This is a genomic window from Pontibacter sp. 13R65 (genome assembly GCF_047525655.1).
Lineage (GTDB): Bacteria > Bacteroidota > Bacteroidia > Cytophagales > Hymenobacteraceae > Pontibacter.
This window is the reverse complement of record NZ_JBLIQL010000001.1, coordinates 331,482-355,022: the sequence shown is the minus strand read 5'-3', so window position 1 is coordinate 355,022 and position 23,541 is coordinate 331,482. Positions and strand designations below refer to the sequence as shown.

The following is a 23,541-nucleotide window of genomic DNA, read 5'->3' as shown; positions in this document are numbered from 1 at the left end:
TTAGGTAGCTGCTTTACGCTTACTGGCCTCTTGTTGGGCGCCCACTTCCACCAGGTGGCCGTTGCGTTGGTGCTGTCGTTGGTCGTTGCGGCTCCGGCTGGCTTTGCGACTGCACAGATCGTTGCGGTTGCTCTGAACGCTGTGGCTGAACCGACCGCTGAAGCTGCTCTGTTCGCTGAGGCTGTACAGAACGTTGAGGCTCCTCCGACCGTTGTGGGGCTGGCTGCTGCATAACAGGCCGCTCCTGCCGTTGAGGTCGCTGTGGCTGCATGGCTGGCTGTTCTCTGCGAGTAGGTGTTTCCATGTTCGGACGACTCTCCATTTGCCTGGCCGGTGTTTGCTCGCGTGTGCCTGGAGAGGCTTGAGGACTTCTGATAATACGCTGTTCCCCTTCGTTTCTAATAACACCCTCAGGCCGGGTAGTATTTCCTGTTCCGGAACTTCGGCTTGGCCTTTGCATTTCTGGCTGATAGGTTCTGTTTAATTCCCTTTCAGGAGCACTACCTGTATCTATTTGTTCTATAGGCGTGTTGCCTGTTGCATTGCCTCCCCGCTCAGGCCTTGTGCCGGTCAGGTTTTCACGAGTCGCATTATTTCTGCCTTCTACCCGCTGTCCTGTTTCAACTCTTTCTGGCGCGTTGCCTACTGTGCTGCGATCTGGTCGGCCAGCTTCTCTGGTTACCACACGAGTAGGCGCCTCGTTACGTGCTGGTCTTTCAGATGCTACTTCAGGTCGGTACATTCTCACTGAACTTCTGTCTACCACCGGGCGGCCAGGTCGGCTGTCGTTATTTACCTGGTACACCTGCACTTTTTTTCGGGTATGCTGCTCAATATCGTGAGTGCGCGGGCCGTACACATAGGTGCGGTTGCTATTGGTGTAGTAGTTGTTTATAATGGTGGTGTTATGGTAAATGTTTACCACATGGGTTTGGGGCACACAGTATCTGTAGATGCGTGGGCTGGTAATATAACGCCGGGGCACAAACACCCAATGTGCCATGGGTATGTTAAACGAAACATTTACATACATGCCTGGCCCTAAAGGCGCCCAACCATAGTAGTCGCCACCGGTTCGCCAGTGCACCCAGGCAGGGCCCCATTCGTGGCCCGGAACCCAGAGCCAACCATAATAGTCGTCGTACAGCCAGCGGCCGTAGTGGAACGGAGCCCATCCCCAGCGGTAGTCCGATACCCATGTGTTGCCAAACTCCGTCATCACCCAGTGGCCGCGAGTAGCATAAGGCTGAAACCCTGGCTCTACATTAGGTGCCCACACATACCCATGTGCAGGGTTATGAATCCAGCGCCCATACGGTGCCAGCTCATCGTAAAAGGTCTGGAACGAAACGACCGCACCGCCCTGTGCCACTGCTTCGCCAGCCCCTAGCAAACTAACGGCTACCAATGCCATCAGGCATAGTGTCCGCAACTTTTTTAGTGCTTCCATTACCTTGTATCTTTAATAGTATTATCCTTTATTTATATAGAATAAATACCTTGCCAAAAAACACAAGGGCTAACATATAGTAGTATTTTATAAAATAATTTTGGGCAAAGGCAAATACAGTACTTTGGCAAAAACTAAAACCTCTATATTTCTTTCCATACTTTTTGTATAAGTAGCCTTTTGTTGGTGGTTGTTGAATGAGAGGATTTTGAATGAGGTACTAAGCCTAATCTTAAACTGTTCCAAGACCCTTGACTCAAAAAACTTAGAAACACCTCCGGAAGGCCTTTTTCATTAGAATAATTTAGCGGAAGGCTAACCTAAACCAATGTATTGAGGCAGTAAGCTATAGGACAAATACCTTTGCCAGGTGCACCCGTTGACGATTTTTTGTTGGGGGAATGGCCCTCATTAGACAAAATCGTCTTGACTTTTTTGGTTCTTTTTGTATCAAGACAAAAAGAACAAAGACAACAGCAATACAACAACTTCACTATGAGGTCACAGCAAGAACAGCAGCTATGCGAACTTAAACAACCAAGCCAGTAGCTACTGCTGATGACTCTCGCCTACAAGATCTTTACAAGATGACAAAAGGGACAATAGATTTTATGTTGCTAATTTATAAATCTTAATGTTGATCCGGTGTTGTTACTTACTTGCCAATTCTATACAATTTACCTTCATCGGTTACGGCATAGAGTGCTCCGTCATTGCCTTCTGCTATGGCTCTGAACCTTTGCTGCTGATCGGCTGCAATACGCTCCTCGCCCACTACTTTGTTATTTTCGAGCACAATGCGTGCTATATGGTGGCTGTTGAGTCCGGTAATAAACAAATTGTTCTTCCATTCCGGTATAGCATCGCCTCTGTAGAACGTCATGCCACTTGGCGATAAAACAGGGTCCCAGAAATAAACGGGCTGCTCCATTCCTTCTTTCTGCGTAGCTCCGCCGCTTATTTTATCGTCGTTGTACTCGATGCCATAGGTAATATCTGGCCAGCCATAATTTTTGCCAGCTTCCACCAGGTTCAGCTCATCTCCGCCTTGAGGGCCCATTTCAGAAACCCAAAGCGCTCCTGTTTCAGGATGGAAGTCGATACCCTGCACGTTGCGGTGGCCATAGGAATAAATTTCAGGCCTGGAACCTGTTTGCGGATTACCGGCAGCAGGTTTGCCCTCTTTGGTAATGCGGATTATTTTACCTAATCCTGAATTAAGGTCCTGTGCCTGCGGACGTGTTTCTTTATCGGAACGTTCGCCGGTAGTCAGGTAAAGATTACCTTCTTTATCGAATATAACACGACCTCCAAAGTGCTTATCGCCATCGTAAACTGGTGTGGCGCGGTAAATGACTGATGCTTTTTCTATGCGTTTATCGTCGGCGGAGAGCATTCCTTTTGCCACCGATGTTAAGTTCCCGTTTTCTCTTTTCTCTGTAAAAGCCCAGTATATGGTTCTATTAGAGGCAAACTCTGGGTCGAGGGTCAGCCCTAGCAACCCACCCTGGCCTCTTGCGTCCACTTCTGGTATGCCCGTTATTTTCTCGCTTACCTGCCCATCCTGCGACACAAGGCGCATAGTTCCTTCTTTTTCTGTAATAAGGAAACGACCGTCAGGTAGAGTAGTAATGCCCCAAGGTTTTTTTAGCTGGTCGGTCAGCACCCGAACTTCATAGGCCGTATTTGTTTTAACGCCTGGTGCACGGGTTTGGCCCGGAAACGCCGGCTCATAACCAGCATCCTGCTCTCTGGTCTCTACAGGTTGGCCCGGTGCCTCGTTCCCGATGGCTTCTTGTTTACTTGCGTCGTTTGTGCCGCTATTGCAGGCATTTAATATAAGAAGTGATGCTGCTAAAACAGGTGCAATTTTTACCATGCTTTTTTTCTTTTTTAGTGGATAATAAATAGGTGAACGCGCAACCATGCCCAATGGTTAAGCACAATTTGGCCACTTGCTATCTTGTTGTGCCTAAAATACTTCCATGCAAGGCACTGATTTCGCGTCTTACTTTTCAACTGGTTTAACAGAATAACAAGTTAGTTTGTTTACCCTTCCTATGATTAACTTTGGTGCGGTAATTCTGATTCTCCAATAGATATTTAATCCAATAAAATGGGAATTACTTTTTACGGCTCACCCATTTGTTTTCTTTTAGCCAGAAGCGCCAGGGCAGTAGGGCATCGTCTCCGGCATAATCTATGCCTATGCGCGGGCCAATGGATATCTTCTCTGGAGGTACCTGCTCTCCTCTATCTTCAACCCAAATAATATCGCCTGTCAGGTTAGTGCCGTAGTGTTTTTTGCTGATGCCGAGGGCAATGCTCATCACGCCAGGCCCAGCGGTCAGATTTGGTTTAACAACAGGCATATTTCGGCGGAGTTGCATTTCCTCCAACCCATGTGTGGGTTCTATGGCACGTATGAGCACGGCATCGGCTTTGCCTTCTACATTCGTAATGATATTAAACAGATGGTAGATGCCATACACCAGGTACACATAAGCCACACCGCCCTGCTGGTACATAATTTCGGTGCGCTGCGTTCTTCGGTTAAGGTGAGCATGGCAGGCGCGGTCGTTTTCTCCTGAATAAGCTTCTGTCTCTACAATTCTGCCTCCTGTAAGCATGCCGCCTATGTTCGTGAAGAGGTATTTGCCAAGCAGATCCTGCGCCACTTGCACCACGTTGGGGCGGGTATAAAAAGAAAGAGGAAGCTTTTCTCCGGTTATCATTTGAACTGTTTTTGTTTTAGCTCCTGTATACTGCACTTAGCCACTTGTGTTTGATATAGCTTCGCCAAATTAAAAAATTTGAAATGACGGAAAAACGATGATCAGGATGTTATAGTAGTTTGGTTCAGAAACAAGTCCTCTTCTCTCATACACTGATTCACTCCATCAGAATCCCGCAAACCAACTATCAACAAGGCAGCAATTATTAGAATAAAAATATCCTTCAGAAGAGTTTGGGAGTTTTTGAGTCAGGGGTCCATGATTTGATTGAGGAACATTGTTGTCTCACTCATCCAAAGCTCCCCCCCTCCCAAACAACCATGAAGCCATTTAATAATTAGAAATCATCAAAAACTAACAGCTCAACAATTAGCAATCAACAACCGACTCAATTCTTCTAATAAAAACAGCCTTCCAGAGGTATTTAATGCCTGCTGAGGCACAAGGCTATGCCTCGCATCAATTTTAATTTCAGTTTAAATCAGAACAGTTTCCTACCTTTGCACCCAGATTGGTGGCTTGTACTACTACCTGCCGTAGCACGAGCCTTAAAAGGGAAGCAGGTGGAATACCTGCGCTGTTCCCGCAACTGTAATCTTCGACAAAGGGTTAGTTCACAACCACAGCCACTGTCCTGCAACCAGGATGGGAAGGCGAACTAACTGAAGAGAGCCAGGAGACCTGCCAGTTCGATTAGAATAGTCGTATGCTTTCGGGAAAAAAGCGGCACGGCCAGCGCCTTCACCTGCGTTAGCTACTCCTGCCACTGTACCCCCTTTTGCATGCTTCGGGATTTAAGCGGATGTATAGTGGAACAATTTACCATTCGTGGTGTACTTTTTTTGATGGTTTTCTGTTGTCTTGCCGTAATAGCAAGGGCGCAGCAGGATACCTCTATCTACCAGCTAAAAGCGGTGGAGGTGTTTGGCAAACCAGCCGAGGTTTTTGCGGCCGGTAGTCGGGTAAGTACTCTAGACAGCAGCTACCTGCGCACTTATGCCTCCGGCACTCTTGCCGAAGCCTTACAGACCCGCACTCCCCTGTACCTCAAAACATATGGAGCCAGCGGCATCTCCAGTGTCTCTTTCAGGGGCACTTCTGCTTCGCACACCGCTGTACTCTGGAACGGGCTTAATATTGCCATGCCCTCTTTGGGCCAGAACGATTTTGCCACGCTGCCCTTAAGCGGAATCGGGAGTGTGGCAGTGCAACATGGAGCAGCAGGAGCCCATTACGGTAACGGTGCCATTGGGGGCGCAGTGCTGCTTCAATCTCCGGAACAAGCAGGAAAAGGAATTGGGGCGGAGTTGCAACAGGAAGTTGGCAGCTTTGGGCGCTATTTCAGCAACGCCGCCGTGCGCTACAGCAGCAACAAGTTAACTGTGGGAGCCAGCGGCTATTGGCAGGAGGCGCAGAACAACTTCACTTACCACGACCTTGGCCGCTTTGGAGCACCAGAAACACGCCAGGAGCATGCACGGGTGCAACAGAAAGGGCTAACACAGGACCTAAAGTGGAAGCTGGCACCCAGAAGTTACCTTGCCTTCCGGAGCTGGTACACCTACACCCACCGGCAACTGCAACCCGCCATGGGAGCAGCCGCCAACAAAGCAGAGCAACTCGATAAGAACCTGCGCCTGATGGCCGAGTTCGGGTATACCAGCCGCATTGGCGAAACAACGGTAAAAGCAGCCTATTTTTCTGATTTCCTGCACTACACAGATGTTAGCAACAATTCTGTAACCGACATTAACACCTATCAGCTGCAAGCGGAGCAAACCTATACCTATGGCCAGAGCTGGAGCCTGCGGGGCGGCCTAAGCCTGCAACATTTTGCAGCCGATGTGCAAGGCTACGGTGGCCAGGTTTCAGAAGACCGTGCTGCTGCCTTTCTGCTCTTCCGCTACGACCCCACCCCACGGCTGGCCCTGAGCCTGAACCTGCGCCAAGCGTTTATAAAAGGCTACAACCCGGTACCTACTCCTACTCTGGGAGCCAACTGGCAGTTCATGAACTTAGGAGAACACCAGTTTTACTTAAAAGGAAATGTATCGGGCAGTTATCGGGTACCAACTCTGAACGAACGTTTCTGGAGACCAGGCGGCAACCCGCTGCTGAAGCCGGAGGAAGGCTGGCAAGCCGAAAGTGGTCTGCGCCACACCTACAGCAAAGGCAATTTTACGCTGGAGTCGGAAGCTACTGGTTTTTATATGCTCGTAGATAATTGGGTGCTTTGGGCAGAATCTGGGTTTGGGTACTGGACACCGCTGAACCTGCATAAGGTACGTTCGCAGGGCCTGGAGTTGAGCAGCAGAGCCACTACCGTGGTAGGTGAATTCCGGCCAGGCCTCTCGTTTGGCTACGCCCTTACCTCCACCCAGCAAATAAAGTCTTATGAGGGCTCCGCCGCTGAGCTAAACAGGCAACTGCCCTACGTGCCGCTGCACAAGGTTACCTTTTCCACCGATGCCGCCTGGCGCTTGTGGACCTTTACCGGCAACCTGCTCTATAATAGCGAGCGCTTTACAAATAACAACAACTCCAGCAGCATGCCTGGCTTTGCCTTGCTGGGGCTGGCACTGGGTCGGCAGTTTAATCTTGGCCCTGGCAGCCTCCACTGCACCCTGCGCGCCGACAATGTAACCAACACTGAGTATCAGACCATGGTCAACAGAGCCATGCCGCCGCGTGCCTACACCCTCAACCTTCGCTTTATAATCCCATAACTAAACTATACTAAACCTTAAACAATGAAAAGATTTACTTCTTTCCGCAGCATTTTTATGACTACTGCACTGGCAGCTGGCACGCTTGCCCTGAGCAGTTGCGAAGATAAAGCCTCCAGGCCAAAAGGCACCTATGCTGAGAATGCTGTCCTTATTTCTAACGAAGGTGCTTTTACGGCTTCCAACGCCTCTGTAAGCTACTATAACCGCAACAATGGCACCGTTGAGAACAACATTTTCAGCAAAGAGAATGATCGACAGGTACTGGGAGATGTACTACAAAGCATTGCTGTTTACAATGACCGCGCTTACATGGTGATGAACAATAGCCAAAAAGTAGTGGTGGCCAATGCCAACACCTTCAAGGCCGAAGGAGAAATAAGTGGGCTGGAGATGCCCCGCTATTTTGCTGCCCTTGACAACCAAAAAGCCTATGTTACCGAATGGGTAAGCTTCGATAATAATGGCAGAGTGGCTGTTATAGACCTAAATACCTTAACTGTAACCAAAACTATTGAAGTAGGTGTAAACCCGGAACAATTGATAATAGCTGGAGGCAAAGTATATGTAGGTCATGCTAATGGTGATTTTATAAGTGTAATAAACACTTCTTCCGATGCAGTTGAAACCACCATTCCTGTTACACACGGACCAAGCTACCTAGTTGTTGACCGAGATAATAATCTTTGGGCGCTTAGCTCTGGTATGAAAGACTGGAGAGTAGACAAGTCACAGCATACAGCCGGAGCACTTGCCAAAATCAACTTAAGTAGTAACACAGTTACCAACACCCTTACTTTTGCCAGCAACACGGCTTCTTCTGGCAGATTGGCCATCAACAGTTCCAAGGACAAGCTTTTATACAGCTACAACGGCAAAATCCATCAACAGGATATAAGCACTAACACCTTAAATTCAACCCCTCTCATTAACAGAAGCTCTAATAGTATAGGCGTAGACCCTGCCAGCAATTACATCTACATTGGCACAGCACCAAACTATAGTTCCGATGATTGGGTAGTTCGCTATAACACTACTGGCGCTGTAGTAGATTCTTTCCGCGTAGGCATTGCCCCCAACGGCTTCGTTTTCAGATAGGATTATAAATCTTTGAGTGGTTTTTGAAGGCGTGAATGATTTTTAACTCTTAACAAAGTAAAGGTCTAGCGTCTAAAATCAAAAATAGCCTCCGGAAGGCACTTTTTATTAGAAGAATTAGGGTGTTGCGTGTTATTGCTTATTAGCTTTTGCTTACCAATTAGATTAGTAGAGACGATGGCCAAAGACGAGGCCCCGTGGCCTTGAGCGCCCAGAGCCACAGCCTATTAGCCATAATTTCTCAAAAAGCCTCCAGAAGGGCCATTTCATTAGGATAATTTCATATCCCAGTTCAAAGAAAGAGGATCAGGAACCACAGATATAAAATGCGGTTCCGGATCCTCTTTCTTTTTGAGGCAGACAGCTCTACACACAGTTAAATGAGGTAGATCATATCGCTATTACTCTCCTCTTTTATCTCTCTTACCATCCTGGTTATAGGCACCATCGCCGAGAGCCACGCTATCGGGGTGGTCGGTGTGGTCATAGTGGTGCTCAAAATCGGCTGTGTCGCGCGAAGTGCGGCTCTGTCTTGCGGTTTCTTCCGTCTCTCTTATTTCACTTCTTTCTACGTTTGTTTCACCTGCATCTGTACCTGTGTTACAAGCAGATAATCCTAATCCCGAAAAGGCAACAAATGTGCCTGCCAGCAGGGCCGTCTTTATGTTTGATGTATGCATAGTTTTGTTTTCTCTTTTGATGAACGTTTTATTTCAGCTCATCTGCCAGAGGCAAACAAGCTGTTCTCCGTGTACGACCACAGCGCCTTTAGAGTTAGCGATGTATCTGTTGCCCCCGCTAAACGTATGTAAAACAGACTGTACACTTTAACAAAACCAGCCATGAAACAAAATACCCACGATAATAAACCAATGCAGGAAAACACCAAAGACGATTCTTCGGATGTAGAAAAAGTAAAGTCAGATTTAGAAAATAATAAGGGAAAGGAACAAAATCCTTCGCCCTCTGCACCAACAAGCACTACCGAAGAAGAGGAAGCAGAAAAAGGACACTCCTGATTATAAAAGCAGGCACTTGTGCAGTACCTTTGCAGCACATAGAACCGTTGCCCATGAAAAAGTCTTTCACACCACAGCAACTTAAACTGAAGCTGCTGGTCATTGTTATCCTGAGTCTGCTGCTGGCTTCGGCCATGGAGCTGTACACCTTCGGCATAGCATCCGACTTTTTCACAAGGTGGTTCCGCTCTTTCTTCGTGCTGTTTATGCTGATTGCCGTTACAGCCCTTGGCATAGTACCAGGTGTAAATTATGCTGTAAATAAATTGAGGGACCTGAAAAAGTAAGAGTTGCTTCTCTACCGCCGGTATATTACCATTAACAGAGGCAAAACAAGGTTTGGTAGCAGCAACTGCTTCTGAGTCAGCATCACATTTTTGGTTTGGTCACTGTACTCAGATTTGATAAAACCAAGAGCGGCCCGGGTTCTTCTGAACACGGGCCGCTCTTGATACATAATCTACAATCTACTTAATTTTTTGCTAAAGGCTGAGCTGTTACGGTAGCATTAACGGTAAATTCAAGTCTGGTCTTAATAGCTTTTTTTGAATTATTTTTACCTACAAGCTTAAATGTAACTGACCCGTCGGCAGCTAGAATTTCTTTTAATTTCATATCGTCACGAGCCTTGTCATCAAACGCTACAAAGGCTATCCTTTCTTCCTTATTTAGTAGGTACAAATCTATATCTGCTATTGTACCTACTCTTAACGTGTCTGTCGCACCAGTAGCAACATAAAACAACTCTAAATCAGACAAAATTTGTGATTCTGTTCCTGTAAAAGATGGTACCCGAACTGTAATGCTATTAATCTTAGCCTCTTTAATCAGACTCTTTTGATCAGCAGGAACACTCATGTCTACTTTTTTAATTCTGGAAAAAGCCTGTGTACCTGCAGCCTCGTTCACATCAAAAGTAAATTTTGTGTCTCCTGCCTTATCTACAACAACAAGGTCTTCTACAAGGTCACAAGAAGCGGCACCCAGCATGAGCACAGCCATTACGAATAATTGCAATGTTTTTTTCATGAAAGAAAAATGAAATAAATTTGAAGTGGATAAAAGTTGGAAAGTTGAGATAAAAGCAATCTATTCTCTAATTTTGCAGAAATTACAAATATAACTGAATAATTGATTTCTTGCTCAGGTACAATCATTCCGGCATCAATAAGGTTCCCCAGAACTTAATTTTATTTGAGTTTTTCACCTTATCAAAATACCTGTAAATAATTGCATATGAACCTGTGGCATAGGATTGCTGTTAGTGAAAGAGAAACAGCAGCAGTAACTTTTTTGGTTCCTGCGTTACAACATTATTTTTAAGACTTGCTTTGAAGAATCCAACTATCCTGCTCCTGACCCCACCACTCACGCAGCTCAACACGCCCTATCCGGCTACAGCCTACATAAAGGGTTTTCTAACTGGGCGTGGCTTTGCTGTGGCACAGGCAGACTTTGGCATTGAGCTGGTGTTACGCATGTTCTCCCGCACAGGCCTCAGCCGGATTTTTAAAGCCATAGAAGCAGGTGATTTTGAACTTTCGGATAATAGCCTGCGCATGCTGCGCCTGAAGCGGGAATACCTGCAGACTATTGAGCCGGTCATCCGGTTTCTGCAGAACAAAGACAATACCCTGGCCCAGCAGATCAGCTACAGCCGCTATTTGCCTGAGGCGGCACGTTTCGACCAGGTAGAGGATATCGACTGGGCCTTTGGCACCATGGGCATTACCGACCGCGCCCGCTACCTGGCCACCCTCTACCTCGAAGACCTGGGCGACCTGATAAAGGAAACGATCTGCCCCTACTTCGCTTTCAGCCGTTACGCAGACAAATTAGCCATGTCGGCCACCTCGTTCGACCCGCTGGAGCAGGCGCTGCAAGGCCCCCTTAACCTCGTGGACGAAATGCTGCTGGAATTGCTGGAGGAGCGCCTGCAGGCAGTACAGCCAGATGTGGTAGGTTTTTCCATACCGTTTCCAGGCAATTTGTACGGTGGTCTGCTGCTGGCAAAACACATTAAAGAAAAATACCCCCACATCAAAACTCTGATGGGCGGTGGCTACCCTAACACGGAACTCCGCAGCCTGCGCGAGCCACGCATATTTAAGTATATCGATTTTATTACGCTCGACGATGGCGAAGGGCCCTGGCTAAAGTTGCTGGAGCACCTGCAGGGACAGCGCCAGGTAGATTTTCTGCAGCGCACCTTCCTGCTGCTCAACGGAAAAGTAGAGTACATCAACGGCTGCCTCGACAAAGACATTCCGCACGTAGAATTGGGCACGCCAGACTACAGCGATTTGCCGCTAACGGAGTACCTGTCAGTAATTGATGTGATAAACCCGATGCACCGGCTTTGGAGCGACGGGCGCTGGAACAAGCTTACTATTGCCCACGGCTGCTACTGGAAACGCTGCTCTTTCTGCGACATCACCCTCGACTATATTTCGCGCTACGAGGCAGCTCCAGCTACTGTACTCGTAGACCGTATTGAGCAAGTAATTTCACAAACCGGCCAGACCGGCTTCCATTTTGTAGACGAAGCAGCTCCCCCTGCCTCACTGCGCGATCTGGCGCTGGAACTGATCAGGCGTGGCGTAAAAATAACATGGTGGGGCAACATCCGCTTCGAGAAAACTTTTACTCCTGACCTGTGCCGACTGCTTGCTGCGTCTGGTTGCATAGCCGTGTCTGGTGGTTTGGAAGTTGCTTCTGACCGCCTCCTCGCCCTGATGGAGAAAGGCGTGAGCATTGCCCAGGTAGCCCGTGTAACCGATGGCTTTACCCAGGCTGGTATTATGGTACACGCCTACCTCATGTACGGCTTCCCCACCCAAACTGCCCAGGAAACCATCGACTCGCTGGAGGTGGTGCGGCAGCTGTTTCAGAACAATGTGATACAGTCGGGTTACTGGCACCGCTTTAGCATGACAGCCCACAGCCCGGTTGGCAAAAACCCTGAGAAATATGGTGTGGTAAAAATAGGCCCTGAAGCAGGCGACTTTGCCGACAACGATCTGTGGCACGAAGACCCGCAGGGCACCGACCATGAACTGTTTGGCGCAGGTCTGGCAAAGGCTATTTACAATTACATGCATGGAGTGGCGCTGGATGAGCCACTTTCGTTCTGGTTCGATTTTAAAGTGCCTCGCACTAAGCTGTCGCGCGACCTCATTTACAAAGCCATAGCGGCACCAGGCAAAGCAGACGCAGAACGCAAAAATGCTCGTGTGGTGTGGCTGGGGCACGTTCCTGTTATCGATTTTACCATGATGGCGAGAAAAGGTGAAACAGTGGAACGAAGCGTGCTCACGTTCTACGAAAAAGCCGAAGATTTTGAAGTAAAAACAACTGCCGCTATTGGGCAATGGCTATTCGACATTATACAGGAACTTTGCGCAGAGGAGCAGGGAACCGTTACATTAAAACAACTGGAAGAAAGTTATCCGGCCGATGCGCACCTTAGCTTCACTGAATTCCTGAACTCCCCCGCCTGGTTTACTCTACGCGAAAAAGGAATGCTGTTGCTGTAAGGAAATTTTGAGTGAGTGAGTGATTGAAATTGTTTTGGCACTGAGGTTATCATCTACGCTGCCTGCTGCAGCTCCTTGGCTAAACCCTACCCTATAACCTTTTTAACTTCGGTTATTGGAAAGCAATGAGGATGGATTTATTATTTTGGTCATAAGCTACTGTGGCGCGAGCGAGTACGTTCGTGCCACAGTAGCTTAAAAAGAAAAAAGTCCTGCACCCCTAGGCACCTAAGTGCTCATTAGGCCTCTGAAAAGGCCTAATCATTAGAATAATCTGCTATCTACTGCTTGCTTCGTTGCTTTTATTGCCAGAACTGTAGTTCCCATCTATCTTTTTATTAAATATTTTTTCAGGTGCTTGCAACCCTGTTCGGCATATGCGGCTCTTACATATACAAAGCAGCTGGCATAGGCAACACCTAAGCCCTGCTTTTTGCACCACACTCTCCCAACCTTTTTAAAACTATGAAAAATTACCTGGTCCTGGTTCTGCCCCTTATCTGGGGCAGACCAGGGTTTAACCAGCCTTTTGAACTCACAAACCCTCCTATCTCCAAAGGCTATTCGTACTGGAGCCACAAGTAGTTCAGTTTTTATTACAACTGCCGCAAAAATATAAGCTTAAGGCAGATCAGACGATAAGCAAATTTTTTAAGAATTAGAGAGCAGCAATGGCTGCTTTTTAGTAAGCAGAATTAGCCTCACACTTCCCGCTGCATATAGTAATCGAGTTGCACCTCTGTTCCCAGATAAAAATCCAGCTCTCCTACCTTTCTAAAGCCATGTTTGTGATAAAAGCGCAGCGCACGCTCATTCTTAGACCACACCGTTAGCCACACGACCTGATGTCCTCTTCGCTTTGCCCGCTCCAGCGCCATCTGCATTAACCTGTCGCCAAGGCCTTTGCCTACCCATTTCTGAAGCAGGAACAACCGACTTATCTGCATTGGTCTGCGACCTCTTATCTTTTCAGGGGCTTCATCCCAGTTCAGCTTCATGTAGGCAATCGGTACTTCGTCGGCTTCTACTATTATAAATTCCGTAACATCTTCGGTCAGCTCCTCTGCCTGAAGCTCGGGGCTATACATAGTAGGTTTGTAGGCAAGCATGTCTTCCGGGTTATTATATGACCCAAACGCTTCCTCAAAAGTACGCCATCCCAAATCAGCCAGCATATCTGCATCCTCTGGCGTACCAGGCCGGAAAGTAAATTTGTCTTCGTTCACAAGCTATAAGTTGAAGTACAAAGTTAGTACGCAAACCGCCAGCTATTGTGCCTTTTCTACCTTACAACTACCCTATTACAGCAAGGCACAGAATTAAAAAACAGAGGTGACTCATACAAACAGTTTCTTTGTATATGATAAAAGTGCCTTATACCACACCGGCTAATAATCAGGAAAAACAACCTTGCTCATGCAGTACTATTTAGGAGTAGCAAAACCAACAGGCAAACATATAAAAGGCTGGCTGTTAAGGTGACAAGGACCCTGGAAACCAGCCTTTTATATGTTTTCCGTTTTCTTACACGCACACCCTAACCTCTTAGCACTTCCACAGCAAAAAAGGTCTGGAAGGCTATTTTCAATAGAATAATTTGAGTTTATAACAAATTAAGCAGTCTATAAAAAGAATTATTAATTATACAGTTCAGTTGGATGATTAGCAAGTATAAAATCATACTTCTCCTATTGCTACTGCCTTACTTGGCAGCAGCCCAGCAACCTGTTGTGCCGCGCGACACCTCCTTTACCGTACATAGCACCTATGTAAAGGTTAAACCCAAGTATCCGTTTGTAGAGAAGGTAAAGCCGGTGCTGCCAGCTGGTGGCTGAGCGGTAGCTACGGAGAAAACTCAGATAATTAGAATGAAGCCTCGGCACTGACACACGCCGGAAAAAATACCGTCCCCACGCTCTTCATCAACAGCATGCACCCCTACTACCATGCTGGCCGCGGCGAAATGATTCAGAAGCTGAACAAGCATAACATTTACACCGAAGAGCATACCATACCCGATACGCCACATCCGTTCTGGCTGCTACACCCCTGGTTCGAATCAACTTTTCAGTACACGCTCAACTTCCTGAACAAAACATTCAGAAAAATAGAGTCCTAACAGAATCATTCTGTAACTTATCAGGTGATGATAGAACCGTAAAAGCGGTACTCTATTTGAAGCTTTCTTTACAGAAGCCAAAACCTGAGCTAACGCAATGGTTTGCTGGTGCGAGCTTGTAGCTTGTAGCTCGTACTTACATTATGCAAATTGCAAACTACAAGCTCAAACCAGCTGCCCGAAAGTTGATGTGCCTTACCAGATGAGCTTTTGATACATTGCAGTTCCTTAGGAAAGAATGTTTTATATCTAGTATTTTTTTGCGCAACATCCATTAACGGCAAAAGCAACACCTCAAGCCCATGCATTTAAACAAACTGTTCTTACTTTTTCTAATTCCTGTCTTGTTTCTTCAATCAAAGCCGACTACGGCACAGGCCCCTACTCCTGCCATAGATTTTTCTTATGCAGGCTACGGTGGTGGCGGAGTCGCCATACCGGCTGTGCCAGCGGTGCTCACGGTGAGTCCAACAGGTGGCGACGACACCAAACTGCTGCAGGCAGCCATAGACCGACTCGCCACCTTGCCAGCTCAGGCCAACGGGCTTAGGGGAGCTTTGCAGCTGTCAGTGGGCCGCTTTTTGGTAGAAGGGCAGCTACAGGTAAAAGCCAGCGGCATTGTAGTGCGTGGCAGCGGCAACAATGCCACCACGCTGGTAGCCACTGGCACCGACAGGCGTGCCTTAATTGTAGTGGGCAATGCGGAGGCACCCAAAGGCAATGTGGCTATAGCTGTAACGGACGATATGGTAGCGGCAGGTGGAAGAATTCTAACGCTAGAAAAAGTGCAGGGGCTACAGGTAGGAGATCTGGTGATTGTAACCAGACCCAGCACCAAAGAGTGGATTACGGCTGTTGGCGGTGATACCATAAAAGGTGCCTTTGCCGATTTGCGCCTTCGCTGGCCAGCTGGCTCACGGGATTTGGTTTGGCACCGCCGGATTACCGCCATCGATATAACTAAGAAACAGATTGCCTTGGATGCGCCCATCACCACAGCACTTGAAAAACGCTATGGTTCCGGCACTGTAGCGAAAGTGACAGCTCAGGAGCCGGTGCAGCGGGTGGGGCTGGAGAACTTGCTGCTGGAAAGCACTTTCAACAAAGCTAATCCGAAAGACGAATCGCATGCCTGGTTTGGTGTTTTTCTGAACCATGTGGAGGACGCGTGGGTACGGAACGTAACGGCTCGCCATTTTGCTTCTTCTGCCGTGCATACCGGTCCGGGTGCGAGGCGTGTAACCGTGGCAAATTGCCGGAGCGAGCAACCGGTGGCAGAGATCGGAGGTTACCGCAGATTTAGCTTTTTGGTAGAGGGCCAGCAGGCGCTGGTGCAAAACTGTACTGCCGATGCCGGCTTCAACGACTTTGCCGCGGCTCTTACCGCTGCCGGACCTAACGTGTTTCTGCGCTGTACCGCCACCAATGCCCACGGCTATAGTGGCACTTTCGAAAGTTGGGCATCAGGTGTGCTGTACGAAGAGGTGCAGATAAATGGGGCGGGCATTCATCTCACCTACGACCTCAACAGCACACAAGGTGGAGGCTGGACAGCAGCCAACTCTTTTATCTGGAACTGCAAAGCTTCCGATATACAGGCTAAAGGACCGGCCGAAGCACCTGTACTTGCTGTAACGGCACCGCAGCCACTCTACGAACGGCAACTGGCTGCCCGATTAGGCAGACAAGCACTTGCTGCTCTAAAAGCTGCTTCTCCAGCAACTTCAGTTTCACCAGCCGACCTACCGGCCTTTACCGCCGCTCAGATTCCTGCAGCACCCGCTGAGACTGCACCGCCTACACAAGCACTTGAAATTGTGAATGGCCGTTTTGTAGTGGCAGGTAAGGCTATGTGGGGAGGTGCCGTAAACGATGCCTGGTGGCTGGGGCACCCTGCTCCAGGCAATGCCTTAGATGGCGGCGTGAGCATCACCCGCTTTATGCCAGGCCGCGAAGGACCAGGTCATACCGAGAACCTGCCCAAACTGGCAGCGCGCGTAGTACAGCAAGGAACGCCTTTCTACCAGAGCGGTCCTCCCGGCCTGTGGTACGACCGTCGCCGCGACGACCATACCTTGGCAGAGCGACCAGATGCATATGTGTGGGCGCCTTTTCTGGAAATACCCTGGGAGCGGAGTGGCCGTGGCAGAGCCTGGGATGGCCTGAGCCAGTACGACCTTACCAAGTACAACCCTTGGTATTTTAAGCGGCTCCGAGAATTTGCCAAACTAAGCGACCAGCACGGCATTGTGCTCTACCACCACCTCTACAACACGCACAACCTACTCGAAGTAGGCGCCCATTGGGTCGATTTTCCGTGGCGGCCTGCTAACAACATCAATACCACCGGATTACCTGAGCCGCCGCCTTTGGATGAGAACAAGCGTATTCATCTGGCCAACGAATTTTACGACCCGGCCAATCCGCATTTACGCGAACTGCACCGGGCTTACATCCTGCACGTGCTCGACCAGTTAGGCACGACAGAGAACATTATCTTCGGTACTGGTTTCCAGTTTTTCGGGCCGCTCGTGTTCCAGCAGTTCTTTCAGCAAACCGTGGCAGAGTGGGAGAAACAGCATAACCAGCAGGTGCGGCTGGTAATTGGCACCAGCAAGGATATTACAGATGCTATTCTGGCCGATCCGGAGCTTAATAAACAAATAGCTGTAATAGACATGCGCTACTGGCAGTACCTTCCCGATGGCACACTTTGGGCTCCGGAAGGCGGAAAGAATCTGGCTTTTCGGGAAATGGTGCGGGAGAAATTCAACAAAGGGCTGGACTTCCCTGACCCGACCACACCAGAGCAAGCTTACCGCCAAGTACGCGAATACCGCAACAAGTTTCCGCAGAAAGCCATTGTAGCCTGGCACAACGATGTTGGTCCTATTCCGGCACTGATGGCCGGAGCGGCGCAGGTGCTTACCGTTAACCCAGCCGCTGGTCACCGGCAAGGAAGAATAGTAGATGCCACGCCTTTAGATGCTTTTGTAAAAACCTTCCTCGCCGATAAACTGATGCACCTGAACCCACAGGATGGTGTACTGGCAAACGCGTCGCAGAACTGGACGCTATCCGACCCTAAGCAGCAGACAGTGCTATTCTATTCTCTTAGCGGCTCCGGCATGCAGTTGCAACAGAAACTAGCTAAAAAGGTATACACCGGAACTTGGTTCGATCCCCGCACCGGCGAAACGCAGGCAGCAGTACTTCCCAAAAGACTGAAAAAAGGCACAGTTATCACAAAACCAAGTGAGGATAATTGGCTGCTGCTGTTACAGTAATGGCCTCACCTTCCAGACCACCTGATATATATGTAGTGTGAATGTGGAACATATCATATGGATTTCTATACGCATCAAAAAGCATTATTAAAACTGCAAAGCCCGGGCCGACTAGAAATAAATTAAAAAAGCACCAGTATAAAAGTAGTAAATTGTGCACTCAAACAGCTTGTGCATCAAAACAGAACCTGTTCATCAGCTTTATACTAATTCACATTCAATCAATTATAGCAAGGACTTTAAGGGTAGACTTCCGTTTTTTTGTGAGCTAACCCTTATAGTCCAATATTTTTTAATGCTACATGTCGCTCTATTCAACTTTACGCGTTCTTTCCTCATCTAAAACAAGCATTTTCCTCCTTCTCAACGTCTTCTTTCTTTTACCATATAGCCTGCAGGCGCAGGTGCACCCGCGGTTCTGGACCCAGCCAGATAGCTTAACTTCTTCTTCAGATAAGAAAAAAATCATTATTCAACTGGAACACGAAAGTGGCGGTGTTATTGCCAGAAACGACAGAACCATACAGTCTCTTGCCGATGCCTATTACAATGCGCTCAATCTCAAAATTGGCTGGCAAACACAGCAGGGTGGTGACTTGTACCACCAACTGTACAACTACCCGGTTTATGGGTTTGGGCTGTATTCCAGCACCTTTGGCCTGGACTATGTTGGTAATCCGTTTGCTGCCTATGGCTTTGTCTCCATTCCCATCAGTCCAAGGGAGCATCGCCGTTGGAATTTTAATTACCGCATTTCGCTTGGTTTATCGGGGCGTTTTAACCCTTATAATGAAGACGAAAATCCTTTAAACCTCATTATAGGCAGCAAAAACAATGTTTTTATAGATTTCGGAACACAAGCAAATTATATGCTCAACAAGCATTTGCAATTGGGAGCAGGCATTACGTTTCATCATTTCTCAAATGGCGCTTTGCGTTTACCAAATACAGGTATCAACCTTTTGCCACTAACATTCGCGCTCACCTACATTCCTGATAACCGGGCAATAGATTTTACCAAACGAGCTGTACCGGTCAATTCAAAAGAGCATCAGTTACACCTGAGCTATGCCTTGGGTGCAAAGCAATTAGACCGAGATAATTCAAACATTTATTTTAAATCGACAGCAGGTATTTTCTGGAGTAAATTCTTTGGATATAAGTGGCGTATGGGAGCTGGCGCAAACGTTTTCTATTCTGCTGCTGCGAACGACCCTGTGGTGGCCAGTGAGGAAGCAGGCAAGCTGAGTGCAATTTTTTCCGGTGGTCCTGCCTTTTACATCGATCACTTGCTCACTTCGCGCATGTATATTAATGGCAATGCGGGCTACTACCTCCACCAAAATAAATTTACCGGCGAAAACACTCCATATTTCCTGCGAATAGGTGTGCGATACAATGTATATAAAGATTTTTTTGCAGGAGTCTCTATCAAAGCACATGGTGGTAAAGCCGACTTTATAGAATGGACCACCGGTTACACGCTGAATTTCAAAAGAAACTAAGCATTGACCTTTTCTGCGCTTTGGGCCTAAGCTTAAGAGCACTTCCAAGCAATGCTAGTTTAGATTTAAATCCCAAAGCAGGTATGGGCACAACAGCTTAATGATTTTAACCAAACAGTCAATTTTGCCGCATATATGAAGCCTAAGGTGCCACGATGAGGTAAATTCTGCTAATAATAATGGCCTTCTGGAAAGATTTTGGCCAAATAACGCCAAGTCTTTACCTCTCCCCAAGGATGAATACGAATGTAAAAGCTGGCAACACAATGCCCGGAGCAGCTCCTCTGAAACCGCTCATAACGCTTAGCCCTGAAGGCTTTCGTCTGACCCTTTACAGCCCCACCTATGAGCGCACAAAGTTTAAAAATCCGCAGGCTTCTCAAGAAGAGGAGACGTGCACTCATTGAAACTTAAAAAAATACATCCGCAAATTATGTTAATCAATTTGTACTTCCAGAGCTAAAAAAGCACTTTAAAAGCTTAGGCTTGTAATACCAAAACAAGTGGTGCCTTTTTTTGTGTCTCGCTACTTCTATTATTTATCTGCAAATACCTAGCAGATAAAATACTTGCAAAAACTGCCTCTGCTGCCTCTGAAGGGTACAATAGTTAATTTAAGTTAAAACCTCGAACCTATAACCAGAAATTCATATATAAATTTCTTTTAATTAAACTAACTAATATTCGTTATTTTTATTTATGTTTAAGGAGAACTCCAGTTAGGAAGTTTCAGCTTAATTAACCTACCATAAGCCTGATAATCATGCAGAAAGCAGCACCTTGGTTGAGTATCCTTCCCATGGCAATTTCTACCAATGCCGTGCCCTTACCGCAAGCTTTTTTGTTTCAACAACCATTCTTCTCATTACTTTCCATACTGCCTCCTACTCCAGGTATGGCGGCTTCAGTTATAACCTTATCTGATAATACTCAACATATACCTTACGCTTACCACTCCATCTGCAATCAGCCATTACCTTACCTATTGTCTAACTAAACACTCTTAACTTTATGAAAAAAAATTCTTACTACGAATTAGGAGTAATACCGAGAGGAGCTTTGCTGCTTCTCCTGATGCAGGTACTGCTTGTTTTTACCGCCCGGGCTGCAAACGCAGTCAATCCTGCTTCAGGCGAGAACCTAAACCCACCGGCACAGACACAGCTAACGATTACAGGTAGAGTAACAGATGCCCAGAACGAAGGCTTACCAGGCGTAACGGTATTATTAAAAGGTACCACCATAGCCACCCCTACCTCTATAGATGGCAGTTACTCCCTTACCGTGCCTGACGGAAACGGAACGCTTGTTTTTTCTTTTGTTGGTTACCAGACGCAGGAGGTTTCTGTTAGCAATCGCTCCACTATTAATGTAACGTTGGCAACCGATGCCAAAGCACTGGACGAAGTGGTGGTCGTAGGTTATGGAACACAGAAAGAGAAAGACGTAACCGGCTCGGTAACTTCCGTTAGTGCCGAAAATTTTAACAAAGGTCCACAGCAAAGCCCGCAGCAGCTCATTCAGGGTAAAATGTCGGGTGTGCAAATTTCGCAGAACTCCGGTAAGCCAGGCGGCTCCAACACAGTCAGAATCAGGGGTGGCACCTCTGTTACAGGGTCTAACGAGCCGCTTTATGTAATAGATGGTGTACCTATTGCCACGGCACCCAGCACCCGGCAAAACAACGTTGGCGATATTTTTGACCAGGAACCCGTAAACCCGCTCATGACGCTGAACCCGAACGATATTGAATCGGTAACAGTGCTGAAAGATGCCTCTGCCACTGCTATCTATGGCTCCAGGGGTGCAAACGGTGTTATTGTTATCACAACTAAAAAAGGTGCTCAGGGCCGTACCCAAACCAGCTACTCCGCCTTGGTAGGCATTTCCACGGTGCCGAACAGGCTCGATATGCTTACCGCCGACGAGTACCGCCAGGCTACCAGCGACCTCGGCCTTACAATAACCGACCTTGGCGCGAATATGAACTGGCAGGATGAGATTTTCAGAACCGCCATCACCCACGACCACAATCTTTCGCTGAGCGGTGGTAGCGCCAACACACAATACCGCGCCTCCCTTGGCTATGGCTCGCAAGAGGGTGTGGTGCTAGGCTCCGACCTCGACAGGTTAAACGCCCGCGTCAACGTAAATCACAACGCCCTGGATGGCAAACTTGGATTCGACCTGAGGGTAACGGCCGGGCAAATCAACTCCCAAACGGCTCCTATCTCTAACACAGTAGGTGGCGAGAGCGGCACCAATATGCTCTACGATGCCTATGTGTTTAACCCGACTTTCCCGGTGTACAACGAGCAGGGCGAGTTTAACCACGTCAGCTTGTTCACGGTAAACCCGATCTCCTACGCCGATGAAATAGACGACCAACGTATTGCCAGGCGCTTTTTAGGCAACCTCTCTACCACCTACCAGATTGTAGGGCCGCTGAGTGTGAACCTCAACCTGGGCCATACCTACCAGGATAACAGCCGGAATTCCTACATTTACAAAGCCAGCCCCCTTGGAGCAGGTGTAAATGGTTTAGCAAATACCCAATCTACAAAAGACTGGACCAACTTGCTGGAGACGACTTTTAACTTTCAGAAGGATTTTGGCAAACACTCTATTAATGCCATTGCAGGTTACTCGTTTCAGTACTTTGCCGATGAAGGTATAAGAGCGCGTGCCACTGGCTTCATCTCCGATGCTTTTAAATGGAACAGTTTGCAGGCTGCCAGCAATGTCCTGGAACTGAGCACTTACAAAGAAAGCAATAAGCTCATCTCCTACTACAGCCGCATTAACTACAACTTCGCTGACAGGTTCCTGGTAACAGCCACGGTTCGTCGCGATGGCTCCAGCCGATTCGGATCGGGTAATAAATGGGGCATTTTCCCGTCGGCCTCTGTGGCATGGAGAATCTCTGAAGAAAACTTTTTCCCCAGTAGCTTTATAAGCGACCTGAAACTACGGGGCAGCTATGGCGTTACCGGCAACCAGGAAATTGGAAACCTTAACTCCATTACCACACTGGGTGCCAGCACCCAAGGCTATGTGGTAGGTGGCGTACGGCGCACCATTGTGCTGCCACAGCAGTACGCTAACCCCAACCTGCAATGGGAGCAAACTGCACAGCTTAACGTTGGTGTCGATTTCCAGATTATGAGTGGCCGCATCTATGGTAAAGTAGATTATTATAGAAAAGAAACCACAGACCTGCTGCTGCGCTTTGCAATACCATCGCCATCGGTGGTGAGCACGCAACTGGCAAACGTAGGCAGTGTGGAGAACAAAGGTTTCGAGTTTGAGATCGGGAGCCGCGTGTTCGACAAAGGCAACTTCTCCTGGAGAACTGACCTGAACCTGAGCGCCAACCGAAACAAAATCCTCAGCCTCTCTAACGACACCTGGAGCACCGATGAAATACCGTTTGCACCAGTGCAGGGCTCCGGTCTGTCTGGCAATAATGCGCAGCTTATTACACCTGGTCAGCCGTTGGGTGCCTTTTATGGCCGCACGTTTCTTGGTGTGGAGAATGGCGTGGAGCAGTTCGGGCCAGACCGTAGCATTATCGGCAATGCGCAGCCTAACTTTATCTTCGGCTTTAACAACACCTTCACCTACAAAAACCTTGACCTGATGTTCAACATTCGAGGTTCGCAGGGCAACGATGTACTGAACCTGACAGCGCTGAACCTGTCTTACCTGAACAACCTGCCCGGCAAAAACGTGTTGGCTAGTGCCATTGATGCTGGTGTTGCCCGCAACCAGCCTAAGAATTACTCATCGCGCTGGATCGAAAATGGCTCTTTTGTACGCCTCGACAACCTGACACTTGGCTACAACATTAATGTGGAGAGCATTGGCTTCCTGAGCAATGCCCGCGTGTTTATGACTGGCCAAAACCTGCTGCTCATCACCGGCTACTCCGGCCTCGACCCTGAGGTGAACTCCGATGTAACCGGCGGTGGCGTAGCACCACTTGGCATCGATTACCTGGGTTACCCAAGAGCCCGCACCATCAGCTTTGGCGCAAACGTGACCTTTTAATCTAACTTAGCAAGAC

At 47.9% G+C, this 23,541-nt stretch carries 17 protein-coding genes and 1 riboswitch; of the genes, 11 read left to right on the top strand and 6 right to left on the bottom strand.

The features are described from left to right. Nucleotides 1-19: 19 nt before the first annotated feature. From ACMA1I_RS01505 to ACMA1I_RS01495, 3 genes are all read right to left on the bottom strand, one after another. Entirely contained in the window at nucleotides 20-1,450 is a 1,431-nt protein-coding gene (locus ACMA1I_RS01505) for a DUF6600 domain-containing protein (protein WP_337066466.1), read from the bottom strand. 655 nt (nucleotides 1,451-2,105) lie between these two features. Next, nucleotides 2,106-3,329 (bottom strand): PQQ-dependent sugar dehydrogenase, encoded by a 1,224-nt coding sequence (locus ACMA1I_RS01500; RefSeq protein ID WP_337066465.1) that lies wholly within the window; start codon nucleotides 3,327-3,329, stop codon nucleotides 2,106-2,108. Between the two features lie 244 nt (nucleotides 3,330-3,573). After that, on the bottom strand, nucleotides 3,574-4,185 hold the full coding sequence (locus tag ACMA1I_RS01495; RefSeq protein WP_337066464.1) for a DNA-3-methyladenine glycosylase: 612 nt from the start codon (nucleotides 4,183-4,185) through the stop codon (nucleotides 3,574-3,576). Between the two features lie 495 nt (nucleotides 4,186-4,680). After that, nucleotides 4,681-4,889: riboswitch (cobalamin riboswitch) on the top strand. A gap of 105 nt (nucleotides 4,890-4,994) precedes the next feature. Here ACMA1I_RS01495 and ACMA1I_RS01490 point away from each other — a divergent pair. Together ACMA1I_RS01490 and ACMA1I_RS01485 are read left to right on the top strand one after the other, a co-directional pair. After that, a complete protein-coding gene (locus tag ACMA1I_RS01490; protein WP_337066463.1) occupies nucleotides 4,995-6,911 on the top strand; it encodes a TonB-dependent receptor in 1,917 nt (638 codons plus the stop codon). A 24-nt stretch (nucleotides 6,912-6,935) separates the two neighbouring features. Continuing rightward, a complete protein-coding gene (locus ACMA1I_RS01485; RefSeq protein ID WP_337066462.1) occupies nucleotides 6,936-8,009 on the top strand; it encodes a DUF5074 domain-containing protein in 1,074 nt (357 codons plus the stop codon). Nucleotides 8,010-8,410: 401 nt separating this feature from the next. Here ACMA1I_RS01485 and ACMA1I_RS01480 read toward each other — a convergent pair whose 3' ends face one another. Then, nucleotides 8,411-8,689, bottom strand: a complete 279-nt coding sequence (locus tag ACMA1I_RS01480) for a hypothetical protein (RefSeq protein WP_337066461.1) — start codon at nucleotides 8,687-8,689, stop codon at nucleotides 8,411-8,413. Here ACMA1I_RS01480 and ACMA1I_RS01475 point away from each other — a divergent pair. Genes ACMA1I_RS01475 through ACMA1I_RS01465 form a run of 3 tightly spaced genes read left to right on the top strand, consistent with a single transcriptional unit; the run spans nucleotide 8,684 to nucleotide 9,315 of the window. Continuing rightward, nucleotides 8,684-8,821, top strand: coding sequence for a hypothetical protein (locus ACMA1I_RS01475; protein WP_337066460.1), 138 nt, complete (start codon nucleotides 8,684-8,686; stop codon nucleotides 8,819-8,821). The genes ACMA1I_RS01480 and ACMA1I_RS01475 overlap by 6 nt on opposite strands. Nucleotides 8,822-8,851: 30 nt before the next feature. Further along, entirely contained in the window at nucleotides 8,852-9,028 is a 177-nt protein-coding gene (locus tag ACMA1I_RS01470; protein WP_337066459.1) for a hypothetical protein, read from the top strand. Between the two features lie 53 nt (nucleotides 9,029-9,081). Further along, on the top strand, nucleotides 9,082-9,315 hold the full coding sequence (locus tag ACMA1I_RS01465; protein ID WP_337066458.1) for a DUF2798 domain-containing protein: 234 nt from the start codon (nucleotides 9,082-9,084) through the stop codon (nucleotides 9,313-9,315). 184 nt (nucleotides 9,316-9,499) lie between these two features. Here ACMA1I_RS01465 and ACMA1I_RS01460 read toward each other — a convergent pair whose 3' ends face one another. Continuing rightward, nucleotides 9,500-10,057, bottom strand: a complete 558-nt coding sequence (locus ACMA1I_RS01460; protein ID WP_337066457.1) for a hypothetical protein — start codon at nucleotides 10,055-10,057, stop codon at nucleotides 9,500-9,502. Nucleotides 10,058-10,359: 302 nt separating this feature from the next. On the opposite strand from ACMA1I_RS01460, the gene ACMA1I_RS01455 reads away from it, so the two are divergent. Then, on the top strand, nucleotides 10,360-12,564 hold the full coding sequence (locus ACMA1I_RS01455; protein WP_337066456.1) for a B12-binding domain-containing radical SAM protein: 2,205 nt from the start codon (nucleotides 10,360-10,362) through the stop codon (nucleotides 12,562-12,564). A gap of 701 nt (nucleotides 12,565-13,265) precedes the next feature. Here ACMA1I_RS01455 and ACMA1I_RS01450 read toward each other — a convergent pair. Continuing rightward, entirely contained in the window at nucleotides 13,266-13,790 is a 525-nt protein-coding gene (locus tag ACMA1I_RS01450; RefSeq protein WP_337066455.1) for a GNAT family N-acetyltransferase, read from the bottom strand. Between the two features lie 432 nt (nucleotides 13,791-14,222). On the opposite strand from ACMA1I_RS01450, the gene ACMA1I_RS01445 reads away from it, so the two are divergent. From ACMA1I_RS01445 to ACMA1I_RS01425, 5 genes are all read left to right on the top strand, one after another. Continuing rightward, nucleotides 14,223-14,399 (top strand): hypothetical protein, encoded by a 177-nt coding sequence (locus ACMA1I_RS01445; RefSeq protein WP_337066454.1) that lies wholly within the window; start codon nucleotides 14,223-14,225, stop codon nucleotides 14,397-14,399. A gap of 95 nt (nucleotides 14,400-14,494) precedes the next feature. Further along, nucleotides 14,495-14,683: a hypothetical protein gene (locus ACMA1I_RS01440; RefSeq protein WP_337066453.1), complete on the top strand. Its 189-nt coding sequence runs from the start codon at nucleotides 14,495-14,497 to the stop codon at nucleotides 14,681-14,683. Nucleotides 14,684-14,985: 302 nt separating this feature from the next. Beyond that, nucleotides 14,986-17,970 (top strand): DUF6298 domain-containing protein, encoded by a 2,985-nt coding sequence (locus tag ACMA1I_RS01435; protein WP_337066452.1) that lies wholly within the window; start codon nucleotides 14,986-14,988, stop codon nucleotides 17,968-17,970. A 302-nt stretch (nucleotides 17,971-18,272) separates the two neighbouring features. After that, nucleotides 18,273-19,475: an acyloxyacyl hydrolase gene (locus ACMA1I_RS01430; RefSeq protein WP_337066451.1), complete on the top strand. Its 1,203-nt coding sequence runs from the start codon at nucleotides 18,273-18,275 to the stop codon at nucleotides 19,473-19,475. 1,011 nt (nucleotides 19,476-20,486) lie between these two features. Further along, complete coding sequence (locus ACMA1I_RS01425) at nucleotides 20,487-23,525, top strand: TonB-dependent receptor (RefSeq protein ID WP_337066450.1); 3,039 nt, start codon at nucleotides 20,487-20,489, stop codon at nucleotides 23,523-23,525. Nucleotides 23,526-23,541: the final 16 nt, after the last annotated feature.

What these genes read in the sequence shown, in the direction of transcription:
- ACMA1I_RS01505 (WP_337066466.1), bottom strand. Translation starts at nt 1,450, where the DNA reads ATGGAAGCACTAAAAAAGTTGCGGACACTATGCCTGATGGCATTGGTA.
- ACMA1I_RS01500 (WP_337066465.1), bottom strand. Translation starts at nt 3,329, where the DNA reads ATGGTAAAAATTGCACCTGTTTTAGCAGCATCACTTCTTATATTAAAT.
- ACMA1I_RS01495 (WP_337066464.1), bottom strand. Translation starts at nt 4,185, where the DNA reads ATGATAACCGGAGAAAAGCTTCCTCTTTCTTTTTATACCCGCCCCAAC.
- ACMA1I_RS01485 (WP_337066462.1), top strand. Translation starts at nt 6,936, where the DNA reads ATGAAAAGATTTACTTCTTTCCGCAGCATTTTTATGACTACTGCACTG.
- ACMA1I_RS01475 (WP_337066460.1), top strand. Translation starts at nt 8,684, where the DNA reads ATGCATAGTTTTGTTTTCTCTTTTGATGAACGTTTTATTTCAGCTCAT.
- ACMA1I_RS01480 (WP_337066461.1), bottom strand. Translation starts at nt 8,689, where the DNA reads ATGCATACATCAAACATAAAGACGGCCCTGCTGGCAGGCACATTTGTT.
- ACMA1I_RS01470 (WP_337066459.1), top strand. Translation starts at nt 8,852, where the DNA reads ATGAAACAAAATACCCACGATAATAAACCAATGCAGGAAAACACCAAA.
- ACMA1I_RS01465 (WP_337066458.1), top strand. Translation starts at nt 9,082, where the DNA reads ATGAAAAAGTCTTTCACACCACAGCAACTTAAACTGAAGCTGCTGGTC.
- ACMA1I_RS01460 (WP_337066457.1), bottom strand. Translation starts at nt 10,057, where the DNA reads ATGAAAAAAACATTGCAATTATTCGTAATGGCTGTGCTCATGCTGGGT.
- ACMA1I_RS01445 (WP_337066454.1), top strand. Translation starts at nt 14,223, where the DNA reads ATGATTAGCAAGTATAAAATCATACTTCTCCTATTGCTACTGCCTTAC.
- ACMA1I_RS01440 (WP_337066453.1), top strand. Translation starts at nt 14,495, where the DNA reads ATGCACCCCTACTACCATGCTGGCCGCGGCGAAATGATTCAGAAGCTG.
- ACMA1I_RS01435 (WP_337066452.1), top strand. Translation starts at nt 14,986, where the DNA reads ATGCATTTAAACAAACTGTTCTTACTTTTTCTAATTCCTGTCTTGTTT.
- ACMA1I_RS01430 (WP_337066451.1), top strand. Translation starts at nt 18,273, where the DNA reads ATGTCGCTCTATTCAACTTTACGCGTTCTTTCCTCATCTAAAACAAGC.
- ACMA1I_RS01425 (WP_337066450.1), top strand. Translation starts at nt 20,487, where the DNA reads ATGAAAAAAAATTCTTACTACGAATTAGGAGTAATACCGAGAGGAGCT.